The 24,033-nt window shown below is 59.0% G+C and carries 17 protein-coding genes; 12 read left to right on the forward strand and 5 right to left on the reverse strand.

Annotated features, from left to right (window positions below; genetic code table 11):
- The first annotated feature begins 32 nt into the window (after positions 1-32).
- The 5 genes from PFAS1_RS30540 to PFAS1_RS05090 all read left to right on the forward strand — a co-directional run bounded on the left by PFAS1_RS30540 (position 33) and on the right by PFAS1_RS05090 (position 5,047).
- A complete protein-coding gene (locus PFAS1_RS30540) occupies positions 33-797 on the forward strand; it encodes a methyl-accepting chemotaxis protein (protein WP_428608872.1) in 765 nt (254 codons plus the stop codon).
- A 238-nt stretch (positions 798-1,035) separates the two neighbouring features.
- Positions 1,036-1,983: an IS110 family RNA-guided transposase gene (locus PFAS1_RS05075; protein WP_074871984.1), complete on the forward strand. Its 948-nt coding sequence runs from the start codon at positions 1,036-1,038 to the stop codon at positions 1,981-1,983.
- A 181-nt stretch (positions 1,984-2,164) separates the two neighbouring features.
- A complete protein-coding gene (locus PFAS1_RS05080; protein WP_074879511.1) occupies positions 2,165-3,286 on the forward strand; it encodes a glycosyltransferase family 4 protein in 1,122 nt (373 codons plus the stop codon).
- The gene (locus PFAS1_RS05085; RefSeq protein ID WP_076028409.1) at positions 3,279-4,055 is read left to right on the forward strand and encodes a DUF2334 domain-containing protein; all 777 of its coding nucleotides are present in this window, start codon (positions 3,279-3,281) and stop codon (positions 4,053-4,055) included. Before PFAS1_RS05080 ends, PFAS1_RS05085 begins: the two co-directional genes overlap by 8 nt.
- Positions 4,052-5,047 carry a lysylphosphatidylglycerol synthase transmembrane domain-containing protein gene (locus PFAS1_RS05090; RefSeq protein ID WP_074879517.1) on the forward strand — a complete coding sequence of 332 codons (996 nt, stop codon included), beginning with the start codon at positions 4,052-4,054 and terminating at the stop codon, positions 5,045-5,047. Before PFAS1_RS05085 ends, PFAS1_RS05090 begins: the two co-directional genes overlap by 4 nt.
- On the opposite strand, the gene PFAS1_RS29720 is transcribed toward PFAS1_RS05090, so the two are convergent.
- Positions 5,034-5,210, reverse strand: a complete 177-nt coding sequence (locus tag PFAS1_RS29720) for a hypothetical protein (RefSeq protein ID WP_198044952.1) — start codon at positions 5,208-5,210, stop codon at positions 5,034-5,036. The genes PFAS1_RS05090 and PFAS1_RS29720 overlap by 14 nt on opposite strands.
- A gap of 134 nt (positions 5,211-5,344) precedes the next feature.
- Positions 5,345-6,193 (reverse strand): formyltetrahydrofolate deformylase, encoded by an 849-nt coding sequence (gene purU / locus PFAS1_RS05100; protein WP_074879520.1) that lies wholly within the window; start codon positions 6,191-6,193, stop codon positions 5,345-5,347.
- A 337-nt stretch (positions 6,194-6,530) separates the two neighbouring features.
- On the opposite strand from purU, the gene mvaT reads away from it, so the two are divergent.
- A complete protein-coding gene (mvaT, locus tag PFAS1_RS05110) occupies positions 6,531-6,908 on the forward strand; it encodes a histone-like nucleoid-structuring protein MvaT (RefSeq protein WP_007933316.1) in 378 nt (125 codons plus the stop codon).
- Positions 6,909-7,007: 99 nt separating this feature from the next.
- Here mvaT and sbcB read toward each other — a convergent pair whose 3' ends face one another.
- Entirely contained in the window at positions 7,008-8,438 is a 1,431-nt protein-coding gene (gene sbcB / locus PFAS1_RS05115; RefSeq protein ID WP_076028412.1) for an exodeoxyribonuclease I, read from the reverse strand.
- A gap of 183 nt (positions 8,439-8,621) precedes the next feature.
- Between sbcB and PFAS1_RS05120 the strand changes: the two genes are divergently transcribed.
- The 6 genes from PFAS1_RS05120 to PFAS1_RS05145 all read left to right on the forward strand — a co-directional run bounded on the left by PFAS1_RS05120 (position 8,622) and on the right by PFAS1_RS05145 (position 15,535).
- Positions 8,622-9,347, forward strand: a complete 726-nt coding sequence (locus PFAS1_RS05120; protein ID WP_076028413.1) for an RDD family protein — start codon at positions 8,622-8,624, stop codon at positions 9,345-9,347.
- The gene (locus PFAS1_RS05125) at positions 9,344-10,321 is read left to right on the forward strand and encodes a stage II sporulation protein M (RefSeq protein ID WP_076031490.1); all 978 of its coding nucleotides are present in this window, start codon (positions 9,344-9,346) and stop codon (positions 10,319-10,321) included. The genes PFAS1_RS05120 and PFAS1_RS05125 overlap by 4 nt, the downstream gene beginning before the upstream one ends.
- Positions 10,308-11,852 (forward strand): DUF4129 domain-containing protein, encoded by a 1,545-nt coding sequence (locus PFAS1_RS05130; protein WP_076028414.1) that lies wholly within the window; start codon positions 10,308-10,310, stop codon positions 11,850-11,852. Before PFAS1_RS05125 ends, PFAS1_RS05130 begins: the two co-directional genes overlap by 14 nt.
- A complete protein-coding gene (locus PFAS1_RS05135; RefSeq protein WP_076028415.1) occupies positions 11,849-13,012 on the forward strand; it encodes a DUF4350 domain-containing protein in 1,164 nt (387 codons plus the stop codon). Before PFAS1_RS05130 ends, PFAS1_RS05135 begins: the two co-directional genes overlap by 4 nt.
- Positions 13,009-14,007: an AAA family ATPase gene (locus PFAS1_RS05140; RefSeq protein ID WP_076028416.1), complete on the forward strand. Its 999-nt coding sequence runs from the start codon at positions 13,009-13,011 to the stop codon at positions 14,005-14,007. The genes PFAS1_RS05135 and PFAS1_RS05140 overlap by 4 nt, the downstream gene beginning before the upstream one ends.
- Before the next feature lie 196 nt (positions 14,008-14,203).
- A complete protein-coding gene (locus PFAS1_RS05145; protein ID WP_076031491.1) occupies positions 14,204-15,535 on the forward strand; it encodes a DUF58 domain-containing protein in 1,332 nt (443 codons plus the stop codon).
- Positions 15,536-15,558: 23 nt separating this feature from the next.
- Here PFAS1_RS05145 and PFAS1_RS05150 read toward each other — a convergent pair whose 3' ends face one another.
- Entirely contained in the window at positions 15,559-19,905 is a 4,347-nt protein-coding gene (locus PFAS1_RS05150; RefSeq protein WP_076028417.1) for an Ig-like domain-containing protein, read from the reverse strand.
- Entirely contained in the window at positions 19,898-24,001 is a 4,104-nt protein-coding gene (locus PFAS1_RS05155) for a Tc toxin subunit A-related protein (protein ID WP_076028418.1), read from the reverse strand. Before PFAS1_RS05155 ends, PFAS1_RS05150 begins: the two co-directional genes overlap by 8 nt.
- Positions 24,002-24,033: the final 32 nt, after the last annotated feature.

The following is a 24,033-nucleotide window of genomic DNA, read 5'->3' on the forward strand; positions in this document are numbered from 1 at the left end:
CGCTGCGTGTAGTGGCCGCCTCGAACTCCTCGATGTTCAACTCCGATCAACAGGCTTCGCGCACCAGCAGCGTGGCCGCGGCGATCAACCAGCTCGGTGCCGCCGCTCAGGAAATCGCCCGCAACGCAGCACAAGCATCGAGTCAGGCCAGCGATGCCCGCAGCCTGGCTGAAGATGGCCAGCAAGTGGTGGATCGCAGCATTGTCGCGATGAATCAGCTGTCCAGCATGCTCAGCGCCTCGAGCACCAACATCGAATCGCTGAACAGCAAAACCGTGAACATCGGGCAGATTCTCGAAGTAATCACCAGCATCTCCCAGCAAACCAACCTGCTGGCGCTGAACGCGGCCATCGAAGCGGCGCGCGCCGGTGAAGCCGGACGGGGTTTTGCCGTGGTGGCCGATGAAGTGCGCAACCTGGCGCACCGCACCCAGGAATCGGCGCAACAGGTGCAGACCATGATCGAGGAGCTGCAAGTCGGCGCTCGCGAATCCGTCAGCACCATGAGCGACAGCCAGCGCCACAGCCAGGACAGCGTCGAAATCGCCAACCTGGCCGGCGAGCGGTTGAACAGCGTGACCTTGCGTATCGGCGAAATTGACGGGATGAACCAGTCGGTGGCGACGGCGACCGAAGAGCAGACTGCCGTGGTGGAGTCGATCAATGTGGACATTACCGAGATCAACACACTGAATCAGGAAGGGGTGGAAAACCTGCAGTCGACGTTGCGGGCGTGCTCGGATCTTGAGCAGCAGGCGGCGCGGCTTAAACAATTGGTAGGCAGTTTCCGTATTTAGTGTCTGATTAGGGCCCCCTCGCGAGCAGGCTCGCTTGTATGGTAGGACTTGAAGGGAGGAGGAGGGACAAGGCTCGATTCTGACTGTTGACGCAGTACAGACCGTGGGAGATTTCGCCCCTCCTCCTTTCACCCAAGCGCCGATAAAGAATGCATCTGGCTAGACCGACGATAGGAACAAGCCTGCGCCTCTGGGTGAGCCCTTCAAGTGCTTAAAACCATATCCCGGAGGAAATCCAATGGCAATGCCGGTTTCTGTCACAAAGCCGATCGTAGGTGTGGATGTCGCCAAGAATGAACTGGTGATTTATCAGTCTGATGGGGATTTGCTTGAAGAGATTCCCAACACCAAAACATCCATCAAGCAGTGGCTGAAGGCGTTGTCGGGGACGGTGGCTATTGCCATTGAGGCGACCAACATTTACCACCTGGACTTCGCTGATCTGGCCTATGAGGCCGGTTGCACGATTTACATGGTGGGAGGCTATGAACTCAAACATTATCGCGAAGGCGTGAAGATCCGCGCCAAAACCGACGCACTGGATGCCAAGCTGCTGGCTCGTTACTTGAAGAACGAAGCCGAGGAGTTGCGTCCTTGGACCCCGCCCTCACCGCTGTACCGCCAGCTCCTGAGCCTTTTCCGCCGTCGCGCAGCCTTGGTCCAGGCCAGGGTCGGCCTGGTGCAGAGCTGGTCGAATGAGCCGCTGCTCAAGGCGGCTTTTGCCGAGCAAGTGAAGTCCATGCAGCAGCTTGAGACGCTGATCGAAAAGACGATCAACGATCAGCTCAAAGAAGCCGGTTTGCTCGGTCAATTGAAGCGCTGCCTGAAAGTTGAGGGTATTGGATTTTTGACTGGGGCCCGCTTGATAACTGCATTTCAGCGAGGAGATTTTAGAAACGCGGATGCATTTATCGCCTTCCTGGGCATGGATTTACGGGTGGCGAAATCAGGACAGAAGGACGCTCGCCGCAGTTTGACCAAGCGCGGCGACCCCGAGGCCCGCCGACTTCTGCACAATGCAGCGATGTCGGCTAGCCGTACGAAAGCCTGGAAAGGGTATTACGAAGAACAAAGAACGCGGGGTTTCAGCACCACTCAGGCGCTGGTGATGCTGGCTCGCAAGCTTGCTCGGGTGGTATTCGCCTTGCTGAAAGGGCAAAGCGAATATCAGCCAAAAGCCAGTTGAGGGCTTTCCCTCAACCATAGAATCTCCCACAGGTACAGCGCCAGACCCTGTGGGAGTGAGCCTGCTCGCGATAGCGGTCTGTAACACACCGCAAAACCCTCACTGACGCCCCGCCACAAAACCCCAACCGAACATCTATCCTTCATAAAGGTCAACCAAGGGAGAACAACGGACCGGAGGGATGTTCATCGTGCATATCGCTGACATAACCATGTTCTACGCCCCTGCCAGCGGTGGCGTGCGCACTTATCTGGATGCAAAACACCGTCGCCTGAGCATCAAGCCAGGCATTCGCCACAGTCTGTTGATTCCTGGGGCTCACTTGAGCGAACAGGATGGCATTTATACGGTTCCGGCCCCTGCACTGCCCTTCGGCAAAGGTTATCGTTTCCCCCTCCGTCTCGCGCCATGGCGCAATGTTCTGCAGGATTTACAGCCCGACCTGATCGAGGTCGGCGATCCCTACCTCACCGCCTGGGCGGCCCTTGACGCCCGGCGGCAACTGGATGTCCCGGTGATCGGCTTTTACCATTCGGACCTGCCGATGCTGGTCAGCAATCGCATGGGCAATTGGGTCACCACCAACGTTGAAGCCTATGTCAGCAAGCTCTATGGCAATTTCGATCGGGTTCTGGCACCCAGTCAGGTCATGGCCGACAAACTGGTCGGGCTAGGGGTGAAGAACGTTTTCGTGCAACCGTTGGGCGTCGACCTGCAAACCTTCAATCCCGCTGCACGAGACCCGGGTCTGCGGGCCAAACTGGGCATTGATGAGAACACTCATTTACTGATTTTCGCCGGGCGCGGCTCCAAGGAAAAAAACCTGCCGGTGCTGCTCGACTGCATGAAACGCCTGGGCCGACGCTATCACCTGCTGTTGGTGGGTTCGTCGATGCCGGCCGCAGTGCCCGACAACGTCACTGTGGTCGACAAGTTCTGCCCAGCCGCACAAGTGGCGCGGTTGATGGCCAGTGCCGATGCGCTGCTGCATGCCGGCGATCAGGAAACATTCGGCCTGGTGGTTCTTGAAGCCATGGCCAGTGGCATTCCGGTGGTGGCCGTGGCGGCCGGGGCCTTTCAGGAAATCATCACCGATCAATGCGGCCTGCTCTGCCCGCCGAACAATCCATTGGCGATGGCCAACACGGTCCGCGAGCTGTTCAGTTCGGGCAGCGTGGTTTTGGGCAAACAGGCCCGCAGCCATGTCGAACGGCATTACTCTTGGGACACGGTGGTTACCAGCTTGCTCGGCCACTATCACGCTGTGCTCGGTAGCCACTGGCCGCTGACGGCCAATGGTTGATCCCATGAACCCGCCCAGCCTGTTACTCGTCCTGCACGACGTCGCACCGCAAACCTGGGGCGACTATCAACCCTTTGTCGAGGCCGTCGACGCCTTGGGCGAAGTGCCGATGACCTGGCTGGTGGTGCCCAATTTCCACAAGCACAACGATCTGCAGGAGCACCCGGGATTTCGACGTGTGCTCACCCGCCGTCTCGCCCGAGGTGACGAACTGGCCTTGCACGGTTACTTTCATTGCGATGAAGCGCCCACTCCCATTACGCCAAGAGACTGGTTCATGCGCCGGATCTACACCCACGAAGGCGAGTTTTACAGCCTGTCTCAAGAAACCGCCCTCGCCCGCCTGCACGCTGGTATCGAAGTGTTCCACCGTTATCACTGGCCGCTGGAAGGCTTCGTCGCCCCGGCCTGGTTGATGAGCGAAGGGACGCGCCAGGCTTTGCGCCAGTTACCCCTGAGTTACACCAGCGACTCGCAGCATCTCTATCGCCTGCCGGATTTCACCGCGTTCGACGCGCCGGGGCTGGTCTGGAGCGCCCGCAGCGCCTGGCGCCGAGGGCTGTCGAAGTTCGTCAGCGATCAACGCGAACAACGCTGGCAGCATGCACCGGTGATTCGTCTTGGCCTGCACCCGGTGGATATGCGTCATGAGTTCTCGCGCACGTACTGGCTGCAAACCCTCAAGCGCTTGCTCGACGAGGGGCGTGTGCCGTTGACCAAGTCACGCTGGCTGACGCGGCAAAGCGAGCATATGGGGCGCGCCGCATGAGTCGCGGGATTCTGCTGCTCGTCGCACTGCTCGCTGCGGTGCTGATTCCATCGCTGCTGGGCGGTAATGAAACCTGGTATCGGCTGCGAAGCTTTCCGCTGACCTGGTTACTGATCATGTTCGGCATGATCCTGCTGTGCTGGGTGCTGAACACGATGCGCTTGCGCCTGTTGCTAGGCGATCAGCGCGACAAGGTGAGCCCGCTGAAAAGCCTCGGAGTGGTGATGGCCGCCGAGTTCGCTTACTGCGCCACACCGGGCGGCAGCGGCGGGCCGCTGACCATCATGGCGCTGCTCGCGCGCAATGGCGTGCGTCCGGCCAGGGGCAGCGCCGTGTTTGCCATGGATCAACTGAGCGATTTGCTGTTTTTTCTCTGCGCGCTGAGCGGGATCCTGATTTACGCGTTGTTCCAGCACCTCAGCCAACGCATGGAATGGCTGCTGACCGTCAGCGCCATTTCGATGTTCGGCGGGTTGTTCAGTTGCGTGGTAGTCGCCCGCTACCATCGCGTGCTGATTCGCTTGAGTGGTCGATTGCTCGCTCGCCTGAATGTCAAAACCACCACCCGTGTGCGCTGGGCGCGAAAACTCCTGCATTTCCTCGCGGCGTTCACGGACACCTTGAAGCTGCCTTTTCAGACATTAATCACGGTGTTTGCCCTGACATGCCTGCATTGGGGCTTGCGCTATAGCGTGCTGTATCTGGCGTTGCGTGGGCTTGGGGCGGATTTGCAGTGGGCCTGGAGCTTTCTGATCCAGATGCTTTCGCTGAGCGCGGGGCAGTTCAGCCTGTTGCCGGGCGGTGCCGGAGCGGCGGAACTGACGTCGGCGGCGCTGCTGGCGCCAATGGTGGGAAAATCCACCGCGGCGGCGGCGATCCTGATCTGGCGGGCGGTGACTTATTACTTCTATTTGCTGGTGGGCGGGCCGGTATTTTTACTGATGCTTGGGCGGCCGTTGCTGAAGAAGTTGATGAAGTTCAAGCAGGCTTAGTGTTGTCGTCGGGGTCGTTCTGCAACTGTTCCCACAACTCGGCGGCACCGGGAAACTCCGTGCCGTCTTCGGCGTTCATGTCATCCGGGTCGTAACGGCTCAGACACCCCTCGCCCAACGTGGCGGGAGCCTTGGATGTGGCTTTGTCCAGTGGATCGGCCATGGTCATGCCCTCGTTCTGTAGATCGTTCCCATGCTCTGCGTGGGAATGCCTCTAGGGACGCTCCGCGTCCAATGACAAGGAGCGTCACGGGCTGCATTCCCACGCGGAGCGTGGGAACGATCAGCAGCAAGCTGTCAGAACACTACGGTTTTGTTGCCGTGCACCAGCACCCGGTCTTCCAGGTGATAGCGCAGACCACGGGCCAGCACCATCTTTTCGACGTCCCGACCGAAACGCACCATATCGTCGATGCTGTCACTGTGGCTGACGCGAACGACGTCCTGTTCGATGATCGGACCGGCATCCAGCTCTTCGGTCACGTAGTGGCAAGTAGCGCCAATCAACTTCACGCCACGCATCGATGCCTGGTGATACGGCTTGGCACCGACGAACGACGGCAGGAAGCTGTGGTGAATGTTGATGACCTTGTGCGCATATTCGCTGCACAACTCGGGCGGCAGGATTTGCATGTAGCGGGCAAGTACAACCACTTCGGCATCGTGCTGTTTGACCAGGCGCGAGACTTCGGCGAAGGCCGGCTCTTTATCCTGCGGATTGACCGGTACGTGGTAATACGGAATCCCGTGCCACTCGACCATGCTGCGCAAGTCGTCATGGTTGGAAATCACGCAGGAAATTTCGCAATCCAGTTCATCGCTGTGCCAGCGGTGCAACAAGTCGGCGAGGCAGTGAGACTCGCGACTGGCCATCAGTACCACGCGCTTTTTCTGCTCGGTATCGGTGATGCGCCAGTTCATCGAGAACTCTTCGGCAATTGGTGCAAACGCTTCGCGAAAGGCATCGATACCGAAGGGCAGCGAATCGGCACGAATTTCGTGACGCATGAAGAACCAGCCACTGAGATTGTCCGAGTGATGGCTCGCTTCAGTGATCCAGCCGTTATGTGACGCCAGAAAGTTACTGACTTTAGCAACGATACCGACGCGGTCCGGGCAAGCAATCACCAGCCGAAAAGTGCGCATGAGGGTCAAACTCCAGAACTTCGCAAAGGCGGCCATTCTAGCGATTGCGCAACAAAACTGCAGTATTGATGACGCGTGGCCCGACACAAAGGCAAGCGGCAGAGGTCCTGGCAGCACCTGCAACCCGCGCGATGGTGTTCCTGTTGCCAATCTTCAAGTGCACAATTGTGAATATTCGTGATGACTGCATCACACTTTTAACTACACCGGCAATTTATGCCTATTCACCGTAACTAATTTAAATAAAACCCCGGTTAAATGTTTACTTGGTGAAACACCCTGACTATTATTGCCGCACTGTCACCTGCCATCCAGCGCCCTACATAAGGTAGTCCTCATGTCCTTGATCAACGAATATCGCGCCACCGAAGAAGCTATCAAAGAGCTGCAAGCCCGTTTGAAGAACCTGTCCCAAGACGACAAACTGCAAACCGAGCTGGAATTCGAAGGCAAACTGCGCACCCTGATGGGCGAATACTCCAAGTCTCTGCGTGACATCATTGCCCTGTTGGATCCTGAGTCCAAAACCAAAGCACCACGTGGCGGCGCAGTAAAAACTACTGGCACCAAGCGTGCTCGCAAAGTTAAACAATACAAAAACCCGCACAATGGCGAAGTCATCGAAACCAAAGGTGGCAACCACAAGACTCTGAAAGAGTGGAAAGCCAAGTGGGGCGGCGACGTGGTTGAAGGCTGGGCTACCCTGCTGGGCTAAGCCGTAGCGCGTGTCGCGGACTTACCCGCGACAAAAAAGAACGCCAGCATCTGCTGGCGTTTTTTTATGCCCGGTATTCAGCTCCGAACATTTTCGATTTCAAAGATTCAAACGTTTGCGTAATCCTTCGACATAATTCTGCCATTCATTCAGCACCTCTCGCTGAAACGATGTAGCCGTAATACTCCATTGAGCTGCGGCCTCTGCAAAAGTTTCCAGCGTATTTGGCGCCCCCCACTCGGGTGCTGACAAACGTTGCTGACAGAATAGTCTCCAGCGTTCTTGCTCTTCGAAATTCAACGTATCGGGGAAGTTGCGTGCGCGATATCGAAACAATAATTCGGGCAATCGCTCATCATCGAAGGGCCATTGTTGTTGCGCTAATTGAGCCGGGTCGGCAGACCTGACTTGCTCACAAAGACGCCGATCCCGATCACCGATAAAACCATCGTACAACTGTTGCTCCGGGTCTTGGCTCGGGGTGAACGCCTCGCTGGCATAAATCGCCTGCACTTTATCTCGCCAAATTGTTTGTGCGTCACTTAGCCGCAGCGCGCGCTCTTGGTAGAGCGACATATCCAGCCCCAAACGTTGCTGATCTTCAGAGCGAAGTACCGCCAACGGCGCCACCACCGGACATTTATTGATGTGGATAAGTTTGAGCGGCACCGGCAACTCGCCCTCGGCCAAGTCATCGCGGCGGGTATACAGCCGTTGACGCAAGGTGTCGGCATCAAGATCGAGCAAGCCCTGAGGATCCAGGTGCAGATCACAGACGATCAAGGCGTTCTTGTTGCGCGGGTGCCAGGCCAAAGGCAACACCACACCGACATAATTGCGCGCCGCCGAAAAGCGTCCGGAGATGTGCACCATCGGCTGCAACAGACGGATCTGATCCATCACCCTCTGTTTACCGCGCAACTGAAATAACCAGTCATACAACTTCGGCTGCTTTTCCCGGATCAGACGCGCCAGGGCGATAGTGGCGCGAACGTCCGACAGCGCTTCGTGAGCATTTCCGTGATCAATGCCATTGGCGGCAGTCAGGCGTTCGAGCTTGAGCGTTATCCGCCCCTCGTCGTCCGTCGGCCAAACGATGCCGTCAGGACGCAAGGCATAGGCTGCACGCACCACATCGATCAGGTCCCAGCGACTATTACCGCCCTGCCATTCGCGCGCGTAAGGGTCGAAAAAGTTTCGGTAAAGACTGTAACGGGTCATCTCGTCATCGAAACGCAACGTGTTGTACCCCGCCCCGCACGTGCCGGGCGCCGCGAGTTGGGCATGCACCCGGGTCATGAAATCGGCTTCGCTCAAGCCTTGCTCGGCCAGTCGGCCGGGGGTGATACCGGTGATCGCACAGGCCGCCGGATGGGGCAGGATGTCTTCACTGGGCTGGCAGTAAAGGTTGACTGGCTCGTCTATTTCATTGAGATCGAAGTCAGTGCGAATCCCCGCCATCTGGAGCGGGCGGTCGCAACGGGGGTTGATGCCAGTGGTTTCATAGTCGTACCAGAAGATAGAGGTCACGGGCTATTCCTGAACTGAAGATCGGCGAAGTCTAGGCGTTCACATCCCGCCCCGGCCAGTAATCTTGTCATTCAATCACCTCTGGCCACGTGCCGTGCAATACATAGTTATGTCGTTTTCCCTCGAGAGGCTGCTAGCATCGGACGGACATCGAATCCCGAACAGGCCACATCAAGGTTGCCCATGCTCGAGACTACAGCACTGCCAAGGAACGCGACGCTGTCCCTGCCATTGGATACGCGGTATCAAGTCGAAACGCCGGAAGGCATCGACTTGCCACTGCGCCCGGCCGGGTTGATGGTTCGTGCGCTGGCGTTCGCCATCGATCTTGGTCTGCGCGGGTTGATCGTCGGCCTGCTGTTTATTGTCCTGGCGTTCCTCGGGAAACTTGGTGCAGGGCTCGGCTCGATTCTGTTGTTCGTGGTGAGCTGGTGGTACATGGTGCTGTTCGAAGTGCTCAACCAGGGTCGTTCGCCAGGCAAGCAATGGATGGGCCTGCGGGTGGTGCAGGACGATGGCACGCCGATTGGCTGGTCTGCTTCGCTGCTGCGCAACCTGCTGCGATTTGTCGACATGCTGCCGTTCGGCTATTTCCTCGGGGCCGTCAGTTGCCTGCAACATCCCACTTTCAAGCGCCTCGGCGATCTGGCCGCCGGCACGCTGGTGATCTACCGCGAACAACCGCTCGCCCGACCACAACTGCCCGCCGTCCGGCCCCGGCGCCCGACCTTTGCGCTGACGCTGACCGAACAGCGCGCCATCCTCGGTTTTGCCGAGCGCCAGGGTGAACTCTCTGAAGCACGGGTCAAAGAGCTGGCGGCGATACTCGCGCAACCGTTGCAGGTATCGGCCCCAGGGGCCGTGGATGAACTCAATGGCATCGCCCGCGGCTTGTTGGGCCCCACATGAAGCAAAGCCTTTTCGAAAGTCGTCACAAGGCCGAATGGGAGCAATTTACCCTCGTGCTTGAACAGCTGGAGCAAGGCAAGGAAGCACAGCGAGTCGGCGGTTTCCCCAGCGATTATCGTCGTCTCTGCCAGCATCTGGCGCTGGCCCAGGAACGAGGTTACAGCAGCTTCCTGATCGATTCATTACAGCAACAGGTCTTGCGCGGGCATCAACAGCTTTATCGCCACCGCAGTCGACTGGGTGCCAACGTGCTGGGCTTCATCCTGGCCGACTTCCCGCGACTGGTGCGCGAACAGTGGCGTTTCGTGCTCGCCGCCAGCCTGATGTTTTTTGGCAGCCTGATTGGCTTCGCGTTGCTGGTGTATCTGTTCCCCGACCTGGTCTACAACCTGATCCCGGCCGAGCAGGTCAGCGAGATGCAAGGCATGTACGACCCCGAGGCCGGTCACCTGGGGCGTTCGGCAGAGCGGGCGGCCAGTGAAGACTGGGTAATGTTCGGTTACTACATCATGCACAACATCGGCATCGCCTTTCAGACCTTCGCCAGCGGTTTGCTGTTTGGCTTGGGCAGCGCGTTTTTCCTGTTCTTCAACGGTTTGATGATTGGTGCGGTGGCCGGGCACCTGACGTACATCGGCTACGGGCAAACCTTCTGGCCATTCGTGGTTGGCCACGGCGCCTTCGAACTGAGTGCCATCGCCCTGGCCGGTGCCGCCGGCCTGCAACTGGGTTGGGCATTGATCGCGCCGGGGCGCTTGCCTCGTTCCGAAGCCCTGCGATTGGCGGCCCGCAAAAGCGTGCTGCTGATTTGCGGGGTCATGCTGTTTCTGCTGATTGCGGCGTTTATCGAGGCTTACTGGTCGTCCACGATCGGGGTCGCGCCCATAACCAAATACCTGGTCGGTGCAGCGCTCTGGTTGTTGGTGGCGACTTACTTGCTGTTTGCCGGACGGACCCGCCATGCGCCTGAGTGACGCCACGGCTGTCATCCGCCCGCGCACCACCTGGGAAGCCATGGACCTGGGTGTCCTGCTGAGCCAACGACACCGGCGTCTGCTAATGACCAGTTGGGCCATCGTGACCTTGCCGGTTTTCGTCCTGCTCAGTTGGGTGCTATGGGATTCGCCCTCCCTCGCCGTGTTTATTTTCTGGTGGCTGAAACCGGCGTTCGACCGCCTGCCGCTGTACATCCTGTCCAAAGCGATGTTTGGCGAAACCCCCACGCTGAAGCAGGCGTTGCGCCAATTTCCGCGGCTTCTGCAACCACAACTGCTGGTGAGCCTGACCTGGCGGCGCCTGAGCCTGAGTCGCAGTTTCCTGATGCCGGTGGTGCAACTTGAAGGGCTCAGTGGTGAGCCACGCCAACAACGTTTGCAGGTGCTGTTGCAGCGCAACGCCGGTGCCGCGCGTTGGCTGACGATCATCGGCGTACATCTGGAAACCGTGCTTTGGATCGGCCTGATGGTGCTGTTCTACATGTTCTTGCCGCAACAGGTCGAACTCGACTGGAGCTGGCAGACCTTGATCACAGCCGCCACACAGGACTGGCGATGGCTGGAACACCTGACCAACGCCCTTTACGCACTGGTGCTGATTGTCTGGGAACCGGTTTATGTCACCTGCGGCTTCAGCCTTTATCTGAACCGGCGCACCGTGCTGGAGGCCTGGGATATCGAGCTGGTGTTCCGCCGCATGCGCCAACGCTTGAGCAGCGCCGCCGTCCCCGTGCTGCTGGCAGCATTCCTGTTGCTGCCGACAGCACAAACCGTATGGGCCGCCGAGCCAGTCATTTCACCGGACAGCCCACGCCTGCTGGACCAACCACTGACCAGTCAGGCATCCCGGGACAGCATCAAGGCGATCCTCGATCAGCCTCCGTTCAAGAACAAGGAATCAGTCACGCGCTATCGGTTTGGCGAGGACCAACCCGCCGCCGACACGGCGGACGATGACCCAACAAGCGAATGGCTGGAGGCGCTGCTCAAGCTTCTGGACAACCAACGCTTCGGCGCAGCAGCCACGCTGATCGAAGTGGTGTTGTGGGCGGTCGTGATCGGTGCCATCGGTTTATTGATCTGGCATTACCGTGACTGGATGCAAGCTTTCGTCAGGCGTCGACCGGCCTTGAACAGCAAGGTCACGCGGCCGTTACCGCAACAGGCTTTCGGCCTGGACCTCAACCGCGAAACCCTGCCCGTCGACATCGCCGCCAGCGCCGAACGCCTCTGGCAAACCCACCCTCGCGAGGCCCTCGGCTTGCTCTATCGCGGTCTGCTCAGCCATTTGCTGCACGACTTTAACCTGTTGCTCAAACCCGCCGACACCGAAGGCGAAGTTCTTCAGCGCATCGAACACCTGCACCAACCTGCCTTGCTGGCCTTCAGTAAAAGCCTGACCGGACACTGGCAGAACATGGCCTACGGGCATCGCCTGCCTCCCGCACATTTGCAACAGGAACTCTGTGACGGCTGGCGGGCGTTGTTCGGCCCGGGAGCGTTGCATTGAACCGGCGACACTGGCTGGCGGTCGGCGTGTTCATCGCCGTGCTATTGGGCGCGCTGAGTGTTTATCTGTACGTCAAGGCGACGCCCTATCAGGCAGACATCGATCACGGCCCCTCGCCCGAAGCCCAGGCCAATCCCTATCTCGCTGCCGAATATTTCCTGCGCAAACAGGGCCTGGCGGTGAACCACGCCAACAGCCTCGACATCCTGCCCACCCTGGAGCCGCATCAGCACAGCCTGTTATTGCTCGGGGAGCGCGACAACATGACACCGCGCCAGGTCGATCAGCTGTTGAACTGGACCCGGGCCGGCGGGCGACTTTTGTTTGTTGCCCAGTCGTTGTGGGATGAAAAAACCGGCCAAAGCAACGACCTGTTGCTCGACCGGGTGCAACTGCACCAGTCGCTGAGCAAAGACCTCAAGGACCCGCCGCACACTATCGATGACGATCCTTATCCCAAGCTGACCAAGTTGTATCTGGAAGACGAAAACGCGCCGGCCTACGCCGGTTTCGATACCGCATTCCATCTCGAAGACCCGAAAAACCTCGCGCAAGCCTGGGCCAACAGCGGCAAGGCCACGCACATGATGCAGCTCAATCACGGGCTCGGTTCGATCATCGTGGTCACCGACGCCGACCTGTGGAAAACCCCGGCCATTGACCAGTACGACAACGCCTGGTTGCTCTGGTACCTGACCGCGGACACGAACGTGACCCTGCTGTTCAACACCGATCACGACAGTCTGCCGACCTTGCTCCTGCGCTATTTCCCCCAGGCACTGGTCGCCCTTTTTGCCCTGATCGGCCTTGCCTTCTGGCACGTCGGCGTGCGCCAGGGGCCGCTGCTGGAACCGGCCCCCAGGGCCCGCCGTCAACTTCAGGAACACCTGCGCGCCAGCGCCGATTTCATGTTGCGCCGCAACGGTCAGCAACACCTGCTGCAAGCCTTGCAGCACGACATCTTGCGTCGTGTGCGGCGCCGTCATCCCGGTTTCGAACAACTCGGCGTTGCCGAACAATGGCTGGTGCTCGCACGCCTGACTGGCCAACCCACACGCGCGATCAGCCAGGCCATGAGCCCGCGACCGAAACAGCGGCTGTCCAGCGCTGAATTCAGCCGTCAGGTCGCCCACCTGCAAACCTTGAGGAATGCCTTATGAGTGAGATCGAGCCCGGCACACTGAACCACGCTGCGCAGCAACGCCAGCGTGCTAGCCAGTTGGCCCAGGCGGTAAGAACTGAATTGCAAAAAGCCGTGATCGGCCAGAACAGCGTGATCGACGATGTGCTCACCGCCCTGATCGCTGGCGGCCATGTACTGCTCGAAGGCGTGCCGGGGTTGGGCAAGACGTTGCTGGTACGCGCCCTCGCCCGCTGCTTTGGCGGCGAGTTCGCACGTATCCAGTTCACCCCGGACCTGATGCCCAGCGATGTCACCGGGCATGCGGTGTACGACATGCAAACCGAGCAATTCAAACTGCGCAAAGGGCCGTTGTTCACCAACCTTTTGCTGGCCGACGAGATCAATCGCGCCCCGGCGAAAACCCAGGCCGCACTGCTCGAAGCCATGCAGGAACGCCAAGTCACCCTCGAAGGCCGCGCCCTGCCGATCGCGCAACCGTTCATGGTGCTCGCCACACAAAACCCCATCGAACAGGAAGGCACTTACCCGCTGCCGGAAGCCGAGCTTGATCGCTTCATGCTCAAGGTGCGCATGGACTACCCCGACGCCGATCAGGAGCTGAACATGGTGCGCCAGGTCAGCCGCTCGACCCGTGCCGACATGCTCGATGTGCAGCCGTTGCGCACGGTGTTGCAAGCCAAGGATGTGCTGGCTTTGCAGCGCATCGCCAGCGACTTGCCGCTGGACGATCAGGTGCTCGATTACGCCGTGCGCCTGGCCCGCTCCACCCGCACGTGGCCGGGGTTGACCCTCGGCGCCGGGCCTCGGGCGTCCATCGCGCTGGTACGTTGCGCCCGCGCCCGCGCCTTGTTGCGTGGCGGTGAATTCGTGATTCCCGATGACATCAAGGGCTGCGCGCTGTCGGTACTGCGCCACCGTGTGCGCATTGCCCCGGAGCTGGACATCGAAGGTCTGGAGGTCGATCAAGTGCTCAAGCAATTGCTCGATCAAGTGCCGGCGCCGCGCCTGTGACCGGCACTCCCGTGGTGAGGGGGCTTGCCCCCGTTGGGTTGCGAAGCAGCCCCAAAAACCATCGACGCGTAATGTCAGATAAAACGCGTCTACTTTTTTTACGACTGCTTCGCAGCCGAACGCGGGCAAGCCCGCTCGCCACAGAGGTACTGTTCCAGACTTTTGAATGCAATCCTTGCCAGAGAACCGCAACACGATGAAACCCACGCGCCTGTTGTTGATCTGGCTCGCGATCCTGCTGGCCATCGGCATCGTGCTGGGCGCGTTGCGGGCATTGGGCATCGAGGTTCCAACAAGCCTGTTGTCGATCCACTGGGGATTGTTGTTGGCGCTGCTGGCCCTGGCGATACTCGACGCCGTCCGTCTCAAACGACTGCCCTCGCCCCGACTCCACCGACAAATGCCCGGCAGCCTTGCACTCGGCCGTTGGGGTGAAGTGCGACTGGAGGTCGAGCATAACTTTGCCCAACCACTGAACATACAGATTTTCGACCATGTGCCGCACGGCCTTAGCTTCGAAAACCTGCCCCTGTCGGTCGAACTGCAACCCGGCCAGCACAGCCAGATCGGCTATCGACTACGCCCGCTAAAACGCGGTCATTTCACCTTCGAACACTGCGAAATCAACCTGCCGAGCCCACTGGGCCTGTGGTCTGACAAACGCCTGCTCAACGTGACCGATAACGCCTGTGTCTACCCCGACTTCGCCCGTCTCTACGGCGGCCAACTGCTGGCGGTGGACAACTGGCTCAGCCAACTCGGCGTACGCCAACGCCAGCGTCGCGGTCTGGGCCTGGAATTTCATCAACTGCGTGAATTTCGCGAAGGCGACAGCCTGCGCCAGATCGACTGGAAAGCCACCGCCCGCCAGCGCACTCCCATTGCCCGGGAGTATCAGGACGAGCGCGACCAGCAGATCATCTTCATGCTCGATTGCGGCCGCCGGATGCGCAGCCAGGACGGCGAACTCGCGCATTTCGATCACGCACTTAATGCCTGCCTGTTGCTCAGCTACGTCGCCCTGCGCCAAGGCGATGCGGTAGGCCTGAGCACCTTCGCCAGTGACCGACCGCATTACCTTGCGCCGGTCAAAGGCACCGAGCAACTCAAGGTCTTGCTCAACAGCGTCTACGACCTCAACAGCACCCAGCGCCCAGCCGATTATCAAGCCGCCGCCAACCAGCTGCTGGCCCGACAAAAACGTCGGGCGCTGGTGGTGCTGGTGACTAACTTGCGGGATGAAGATGATGAAGAACTGCTCACCACGGTAAAGCGCCTGAGCAAGCAGCATCGGGTGCTGGTCGCCAGTTTGCGCGAAGAGGTGCTAGGCACCGTGCGCCAAACGCCGGTGCACACCCTGGACGAAGCCCTTGTCTATTGCGGCACGGTGGACTACTTGAACGCCAGAGCCGAACTCCATGAGCGGTTAAGTGCTCATGGAGTGCCGGTGCTGGATGTACGGCCCTCAGAGTTGGGGAGCGAACTGGTCACACAGTACCTGAGCGAGAAAAGAGCCGGGGTGTTTTAACGCCTGCGTTTAATCAGCTGAAATCACGTCTTATGTCTGACCTCTACAACAACAATGGCATGTTCCGACGTTCCTCCCGGGTTTTTAAGCTCAACCCCCAAAAAGAAATCCCCCACCCTCAGTGGGGTCCAATTTACTATGGCCTCTCCGTGAATATTCGTTATATATCGGACAGGCGCTTTTTCACCCACCGACACGAACACCTCCCTGCCCTGGATCGGCAGCTGGGATACGGTGGAGACCAGGTACACCATTAAGACAGTAGTGAATCCAACATAAGCAGGATTTTGCGCCACGAGACGATTGATCGTAGCGTGATCAGGTGACTCAAGCGGGTCGCGAACCCTCACCGCCAAAGTTACAGCGCTCCCGCTGGAAACAGTTGCCTTCAGCCTGAGCTCGCCAATAGCAACAGGTGTAAACGAGACCGTGGCCAGCCCCTGCTCATCCGTTTCCGATGACGATAGCTCGACAGAAGGATACTCCCAGGACACAGCCACGCCTTCCATAGGTATCCCGCCTTCGCTGCTGACCACCTTCGCCGTTGCACTCAACACCTCTCCCAGGTAGATCTCGGGTCTGTCACTGACGAGTGATTCAACGACAGGCGTTGCATCCACCGGGAACGCCAGAGAAGCCATATCCCATCCAGCCCTGCCGCCCCTAACCGTAGCAAAGAGCGTCCCCTGTGCGATGGCTGAGAGCCTGAACACCACCGATGACTTGCCATTCGCCGTGGTCTTCGTTGGTGGAAGCGTTTTGTTTGCGTACTCCCACATGACCTCCACGTCCGCTAACGCTTCACCGGTGATGGCCGAAACCACCGTCGCGGTCGCCGACACCTCCTGCCCCGGAACACCGCTCGAATCGTAACTGGTCAGCGCTTCAATTTCGCGCGGCTCATTCAAGGTGACTGGCAACTTGACCGATTCCGAGAACAGCGCATCCCCCGCCGTCGCTGTCAGTTGTACGGCCCCCGGGATCCTCGGTTTGAAACGCACCCTTGCGACACCATAGAAGTCCGTCTGCGTGACCCTCTCGCCGAGTTCCGGGCTACGCCAGATCACCTGAATGCCAACCATTGGCCTGCCGCTGATAGACGAGACCACTGTGACCTGTTCCTCCAGCGTCTGTCCCCAGTCCAGCCATTTATCAGCACGGTTGTTGACGAGGAAGCTCACCACCTGTGAGCCGGGTCCCTGGGACATGGCATTGGCCGGTGAAAGCCTGGCCAACTTCTGCGCCGCCAAGCGCAACGAAAAACTGCCATCGCTCCGGTCGCCAACATCAAAGCGGTACTCAAGTCCCTGATCGGAAAAATACCGTGACTCTCCGGGATGCCCCATGGAAAACCTCATGTCCAGCTCATCAGGCCCGGCGCCCGTCATGCCCAGCGTCAACTGCCTTTCGAAAAGCAGGCTCCCCTTCGGCGCCCGCAAATTGAACGTATGTTTGCCGTTGCGACGCGGGAAGTAGGTTCTCTCCCCCCAGGCCTGGTAGTCCTGGCCATCGAACGCAATCTCCAGTCCCTCCCAGGGGTTGCTGGCCAGTGCTGTCACCTCCATGGTCTGCCGACTCACCTTTGCGTCGTAACGACTGAGTACCTGAGCCTCGATCTCATACTTTTGATCTTTTTCAGGGACAAACTCAAAACCGGACCAGCCGTCAGTATCGGTCAGCACCGTATGCCGCTGCTCTTGCGCTGTCCAGGTCACGGGCACCTGGGCCACAGGCTCAGGCCTGAAGGCGGAAAACACCCGCACCCACATCCAGGCGCCGTCCTCGCCAACAACCGGGTCGACGAGCGGCGCATTCAAGGTCTCGATCCGCAGCTTGTTATGGCCCAGCACCAAGTCATTGACCGGGGTCTGCTGAGCGAGTTGCGGCAATTGCAGCCCCAACGCGAACTCGCCGTCTTGATCACTTCCGGTGAAATCCAGCCACCAAATGGCCCCACCATCACTGAGCCTCTGTGTCTCGTCCAACGCCGGATAGACCGTTGCACCCAGATCTTCCGCCGAGGCTCCAGACCATTCAAGCCGTGCTTGCAGCCCCACCAACGGGCTCAGCTCATGGGGCAAGAAGCTGAAGCGATGGCACCCACCCAGGCAGGGATACAGTGCGTCCCTGCCAATGGGGGCCTGTTGTTGATCCAGTGCAATGCTCACTTCATCGGCGAGGTTGGCTGAAAGCAAGCGCCCGAACAGTGCACGGGGTTGCCCCAAGGCTTCACTGGTGAGGCGCCACTCGAACAAGCCACTGCGACTACCGCCTGCATTGGAACTGATCGACCATTCCCTGCCACCCTCCGGCGTGGCAACGGGCGTGCCAATCTGCAGTCCCAAATCAGCGCCAAGGCCATTGAAAGCCAAGGTCATGGATTTACCCGTCACTGGGCTACCGGCCTTCGGCGTCACTTTGAACTTATGCGTCCCGCCACGTTGGCAAATCACCCCCAGCACGGCCAGATCGATCGGGACGTCATCCAGATAAAAGGTGGCGGCCTCCTTCCAGTCGCTGCTGGCCTGCGGCATCACGCTGAACTCCCGAGTAATCGGCGTCATCTGCTCGTGAGCCCTGACCTTGGCGGTGATGGTGTAATGCTCGGGGCTGGTCGGAGTGTCCAGAAAACTGGCCCAACCTCCTGCGCCCGTGACGGTGTGGACCGGCCCGTTGGCCCCCCCCTCCCAGTCCACCAGTGCGTTGATCACCGGATTATCCGGGGTACTGGCGCTTTGATGCAGCACCTGTATCCGCAACAACACCGACTCTTGCTCATCGACCACCGGTGATGTGTTGACTTCGTACAACTCACCGATTTTGACCAGGTTGCGCGCCAGGGACATGCCTTTCTTGGGCGAGCGCTTCAACAAATTCGAACAGACCAATGACAGATCGAACCGCCCGTCGACGACATCTTCGCAGGCCAGGCTCCACTCGAATTCCGGATCAGTCACCTTCACCGATTCTCCAAGTGCTGGCGTCACCGCCACACCCAGCTCCTCGGCAGTCGCCACACCGTCCCATCGTAGCGAGAAGTCGCTGCCCAACAACGGGCTGCTCTCGGGCAGCTTCAACTTGAGACTGTAGGTTGACCCGCGGTTGGGGTAACCGACCTTTTCTGCCCAAGGCTCTTCACTCCCTTCGACCAGCTCCTGCAGGTCTCGCCAAGGGTCCGTCTTCAGCACAGTTACGATCAGTTCTTTAGTAAATACGCCATCGGGGTAATACAGACTCGCCACCGATGCCTTAAGAACATGCTCTCCGTCTTCATCCCTCGGCTGATAGGTCAGGAACGCCCAGCCGTCTTCATCGGTGAGCACTGGATCATCCACTGTTATTCCGTTGCGGGTCCAGGTGACCTCCTGATCGCGTATCGGCAAACCGGTGTAAAACGAAATGATCTGGACGCCCAGGCGAACGCTTTCCTGATACTCCAGGACCGGGTAATGGGCAGGCTCCAGAACCTCACGAACATCCAGCCGGTGATGCCCCAGAAATACTTCAATCCGATAGGCCTCGGCGGTGTATTGGTTACGCAGTATCAACGACAAAGGCAGCGATTCCTGCCCCTCGATCAATGGGCAGTCCAGCTTCCAGTCCTCGTCCAGCGGCTGATTCGTGCCCCATTCAGGTGTAGGAGCAATCGCCCCTTGTGGATTGTTTTCGAGGGTCCAGGAAGCGTCAGTACCCGCCCAAGGGTTACCCGGCACAGGCGAGAACGCCAGGCTGTGCTGCTGACTTCCGGACGCGCCATAACACAGATACAACGGACGATCCGCTAGACGCGGTTCGCCGTCGAGCATGATCTCCTGCAACTGCAATGGCGGCAGATGCACCCGCAGTCGGAGTCGAGCGACGTGTATTCTCGAGTTTGGGAAGTCGTCAACCGGTTTCTTGGGGCTGAATATGCTGACACGAACGAGGTCGTTTTCTTCTATCGTCAATGCCAGGTCAACATTGGTCTTGATCGGCTGGAACTCTAGCAACCCGCCACCTTGCCGGGCCTTATCCTCATCGGCCACTTGTGGGTGGGTAGGGTTCAGCGGCAGTTCGAGGGTTTCAACTTCCTGACGCCGCACTTCGATCACCAACCTGCCCGGTACGGTGTTATAGGTCTCGTGAAGAAAACTAAGGACATAGCGCACATCAGGGCTCAGTGTCTTCGGCACCCTGAACTCCTGACTGACCGAAGCTTCATCACTGGCAATCAGATAGCTGATTTCGAACGAATCCTCCTCAGGATACTCGGAACTGCCGGTATCGAGGTTCCTCGGATTGATCGGCCCGCTAGTCCAGTGATCAAGCGCCTGGCTGAATTCACCATTTATTATCAAACTCTGATCAGCCTTGATGACCGGTTCATTCATGATTGCCTGCTCCTTTTGCGATCCGCTGATCAACCAGGTTCTGGACTTTAAGGGTGAAAGCCGGGTCACCCGGCAGCGCCGTGTATCGCACACGCACAATGATGTCGGTCAACGACTTCAGCATCGACTGTTGGGGTTCCTTGTCGTGCCAAGGAAATCTCAACACCCAGTTCGAGACCGCCCCCGTGCATTCGAAAGGATTGAGCAAGCCTTCGTCGGGCTTCATGGCGTTCATGCCGGAATCAGCGATACCCACCGACAAGGCGATTTGCTGACCGCTGCGCAGGTCGATCTGGATGTCCTCTGGCGCTACCCCCGCTGTCGGCTCATACAGATACTCCACCGAACGCCCCGACGCTTTGGTCGCCGTCATGCTGCTGATCTGCACCAAGGTGGCCCGGACATTTTCATAGGGCCCGGTCAGCACCGGCATGTCGACTTCGAGCGAGCTGATCTGGCGGCAGTAATGACCCGGATGATCACGATCGAACAGCAACTGCGTCAGCTTGAATTCCAGGGCGCCTGTTGTCGGCAGCTCCTTGATTGCCTCTTTCCAACTTTGATAAATGGCTTGCGGTTCCAGGGAATCGTCGAACAGTTGCCGCAGCGAAACCGTCTTGATCACCTCCAGGCGCCGCTCATGACGTTGCAGGTATTCACGCTCCATGCGCAGTAAATAGCCGCGCAGGTGCTCGCCAGCGGTCAGGCCATGGCGGTTATCCAGCCAGACCTGCGGCAATGGAATCAGCGAGTCATAGTTGCCGGTTTCAGCACTGAGCGAGGCTTGGGCATTGAGGCACAAACTGACGACCGCATCGTACGCCTGATAGTGCAACGCCTTGAATTGCCCCACCAGCCAGCCGAACAACTCGGCGTTGGTGGCCCGCTTCTTGATGAAGGTGTACAGCGCCTGCGCGTGGCTGTTGGACCTCAAGGTTTGCGCCAGGCTAGCCTTGGCCGCTTCCACGGCATGGGTCTGCGCAGTAATTTGCTCACTTAGGGCTCGCATTTCTCCCCGCGCCTGATCGCGTTGCAGTTCCCAGTCAGCACGGCGGCGGCGGTAGGCTTCGGTGGTCGCGCTTTTTTCCGCATCCATTTGCAAAACTCCGGACGCGATTCCCAGGCCATAGACCACGGCATCCGCCAGTTTTTCGAGCCGAGCCCCACCACTGGCCACACCGAAAATGTTCGGTATCACGGCAGTCCCCGCACCAAATCCCTTGATGGCCGTTGTACTCAGGTCCATTTTTTTGGCCAGGTGCAGGTTGTTCATCACGCTGTATTCCACTTCCGTGATGTTTTCTTCAAAGAGGGCGCTGTAGTGATTGGCGCGTTCTTCAGCCATCGTCAGGCTCTGCCCCAACCCGGTCACACTCGCCTCCAACTGAGCGATCGTCTGTTCCTGCACGCTCTGCGCATAGGCACCCAGCTCCACCAATTGGCCGTGTTGCAGCTCCTCCATCTCGGCCCGGTCCCTTTGCTCGATCAGGCGCAGCAACTGGCTGCCATAGTCTTGAAGGGTTTGCACCGCTCGCAATGCGGCCTCGAACATGATCCGCCAACGAAACGCCACGATCACCAGGCGCCCACCCATCGGCCGCGGTGCACCCACACCACCAGCGGCCAGATCGCGCAGCAGCTGATTCGGATCGGTCACCGGATTGAACAGCAGAATCTGCATCGGTTTGCCATCGATGGTCAGGTTATTGCGCAAGGTGTGCAGGCGCCGAGTGGGCTGCTCGAACAAATCCTGCAACTGCGGATTGATGGGCAGTTTGAACGCGTCGGTCCCCAGCTGGCCGAGCAACGGCGCGGTCCTGGCCCTCGCCGCCACATCGCCCAAATTGAAGGCCAGCGTTTGCACGAACGCCTCCAGGGCCGGCCGCGTCCCGGCATTGTCCATCAGGTTCCCCACCTTCTCTGGCTTCCAGCGGTTGACGGTTCTCTGGGTGGGAGGCTTGCCCATCAGGAATTCGGCTTGCACGTAACACAACTTGGCCGCCACCAGGCTGTCACGGGAGAGTTGACGGTAATACCAATCGCCCCAGGCCATCAGGTTGTTCACGTACTCGGTGAACGCCACGATCTGGAAGTGCCGGGGGTTGGAGTAACCGATGGCATCCGGGTCGGTGGGGTCGTCAGCTTCACAGCCGGGGTTAGGCGCGGCATTAGTGGAAAGATTCAACGGCCGGCAACGCCAGTAACGCGGTTTTTTTTCGGTATCGGGAGGCGTTACCACCTCGACGGCCGGAGCCTGTGGATCAAACAGGTAATGCAGCCAGTCTTGCGCCTCGGCGTAACGGTCTTCGGCCCTCAGGCGCGCGCTTATCAGTAACGGCAAATGGCAATGCAGCTCCCAGAAGAACAAGCCGTTGGCCCCGTCGAAAGCGCCGTTGGGCTCGCTGATCGAACCGCCGGTCGGTGCCGGCTCCTTGCGATGTTGCATCTCCCAGCTAAGTACGGCTTCGACCGAAAAACTCGCGGCCTGCACCAGTTCGGGCCCGTGCAATGAATTCAGGCGCACATACTTGAGCCACTCTCTCGGCTGACGAAAGTCCAGAAATTGCGCCCCCGAAGGGTGGCTTCTGTCCAGGGTGGGGGTGACAAACAACCCGGTGCTAGTAAAGGACAGTGTGTACCTTTTGCGTCCCAGCCCGTCGGTCTCAGTCAAGCCGCCAAATTCAAAGGTCGCGGATTCGAATGGAGTCGCCCGGGACACGGCCATCCCCGGAGTGTGCCACCCCCCTCTCCCGGAGAATGCCCTTTTGTAAGGTGCAGGGTCACCTATGTGCCCACTCGTATTTTTCAACTCGAACGTCTTGATCTCATTCGGGCCGTCCGTATTGGCCGCACACACCCCACACACCGCCAACACATACTCCGGGCTGTTGTCAGGTTTCCGATTCTGGAACACCACGGCTCGCAACCCGTAGTGAGGGCTCAATTTACCGGAGGGAGCATCAGTGTCGGCGATCGTCGGCTGGTTCAGCGCCAGGATCGAATGCTGCACCGTGTCGCGATTGACGAATCGGTGGGCGGCCAACAGATCCATGAGCGGCTCATCGCTGTCGATCTTGCGAAACAGCACATCCCTGGCCTGGTACACATGCACTTCGTCTTTACTGGACTGGATAAACATCACACACAACTTGCCCTTTGGGTGCTGCTCATCGACCACCACAGTGGCGATCAGCCGTGCATCGGTGGGCGTGGCGTCGTCGCCCTCGGCAACGTGCAAGGACTGCGCCCCCGACCACTGTCCGTTCTGGGTCATGAACGCCATGTTGATGTCCAGTCTGTGCTGTACGTAATTGCCGCCAGCCTCTTTCGTAACGCGCCTGTCGCGCCACTGCGCCCAGACCACGCATAAACGGCCACTCCACTGCACGAGTCGGATGTCCAGCACGTTCTCCAAGGTGGGAATGTCGATCGGCTGCCACTCGCTCCACGCCGCCGGGTTGACGGTTGTCGAGCTTTGGGTGAGTACGATTTCGGCTTTGCGCCAAAAATACTGGAAAGGCTGCTCCCGCTGGCGCCCGATAAAGTAATAGTCAGCATCAGTGGCCGACGCGCCATCGATATAGCCGCTGATCACGTCCAGGTTGCAGATCTTCCCGAACGCTTCCAGGTAATCCTGCAAGGCCATTTGTACCGAATCAGTGGTCAGGCGTGCCTGGTTCAGGTTGGTTTCCAGCGCTTTGAACAGCCCGGTCTTGCGCTGGCGCACGAAGGGGTTGATGTAGTTTTCCGGGTAGCAGGCAATCATCTGCAACGCCGCCCAGTCCGGGTAATTGCCGTAGAGCTGCCAAAGCGCCAGATCATCCGGGTCGAACGCGTGGTTCTCGAAACCCGGTTCCAGCTTGCGGTACACCGCATGGATGTATTGCTGGGCACAACTGATGGCTTCGGCCGCCCAGGAACTCTCCACCGCGTAACTGTCCAGTGGGTCGAGACGCAGGAGTTCGAACAGATCCCCCGGGGTTCTCAGGAAATTGTAATTGCCGGCTTCTGAGGATTTATTGACTTGTCCGATGCAATACTCGACCAGGGCTGAACGACGTTGTTCAAGCAGTCCGGCGATGTTGGTGCGCTCCATGATGGTTCTCCTGAGACGTGACCCGGTGGTGT

The organism is Pseudomonas frederiksbergensis, from assembly GCF_001952935.1.
GTDB lineage: Bacteria > Pseudomonadota > Gammaproteobacteria > Pseudomonadales > Pseudomonadaceae > Aquipseudomonas > Aquipseudomonas frederiksbergensis.